This window comes from Globicatella sp. HMSC072A10, assembly GCF_001811625.1.
Taxonomy (GTDB): Bacteria; Bacillota; Bacilli; order Lactobacillales; family Aerococcaceae; genus Globicatella; species Globicatella sanguinis.
The window spans coordinates 25,762-26,593 of sequence record NZ_KV805820.1; the positions used below are offsets into that span (position 1 = coordinate 25,762).

Sequence of the window (832 nt, forward strand, 5' to 3'; positions counted from 1 at the left end):
ATTCGTCAAGCAATGGCCTATGCAGTTGATAACGATGCTATCGGTGAAAGATTCTACCATGGTTTACGTTGGAGAGCAACTTCACCAGTAACTCCTAACTTTACTGCTTACTTCAATGATGAAATTGAAGGATACAACTATGACCCAGAAAAAGCAAAACAAATCTTAGCGGATGCAGGCTATACTGATGCAGACGGTGATGGCTTTATCGAAGATAAAAATGGTGAACCATTTACATTAGGATTTGCATCGATGGCAGGTGGCGAAACAGCTCAACCATTAGCTGAGTACTACATGCAAGCTTGGGCTGAAATCGGAATTAATGTTCAATTAGTTGACGGCCAATTAATGGAATTTAATTCATTCTACGATGCTCTTAAAGCAGATGATCCAAAAATCCAAATCTTCCAAGGGGCATGGGGTACAGGTGGCGATCCAAACCCAACAGGACTATTTGGACGTAATGCTTCATTTAACTTCCCACGTTGGGCAACAGAAGAAAATGATAAGTTATTAGAAGCAATTAATTCTGATGAATCATTCGATGAAGAATTCCGTAAAAAAGCTTTCAATGATTGGCAAGCATACTTTATGGATGAATTACCTCTTATGCCAACATTATATCGTTATTCAGTAGTAGCGGTTAATAATCGTGTTAAAGGCTATGATATTCAAATTGGTGCAGATACACCATGGTATGATGTAACATTGACATCAGAAAATCCATATTAATAGTGAATCAATGAATTTGAAGACTGGACAGAAAAATAACATTCTGTCTGGTCTTTTGTATTTTTTATTGGCTCTTTGTCAAATGGTGTGGGTCACGGAA

At 37.7% G+C, this 832-nt stretch carries 1 protein-coding gene; it reads left to right on the forward strand.

The genetic code is table 11. The features are described from left to right. Nucleotides 1-732, forward strand: a 732-nt coding sequence (locus HMPREF2811_RS10515) for an ABC transporter substrate-binding protein (RefSeq protein ID WP_246829861.1), incomplete at its 5' end; no start/stop codon positions are given. Nucleotides 733-832: the final 100 nt, after the last annotated feature.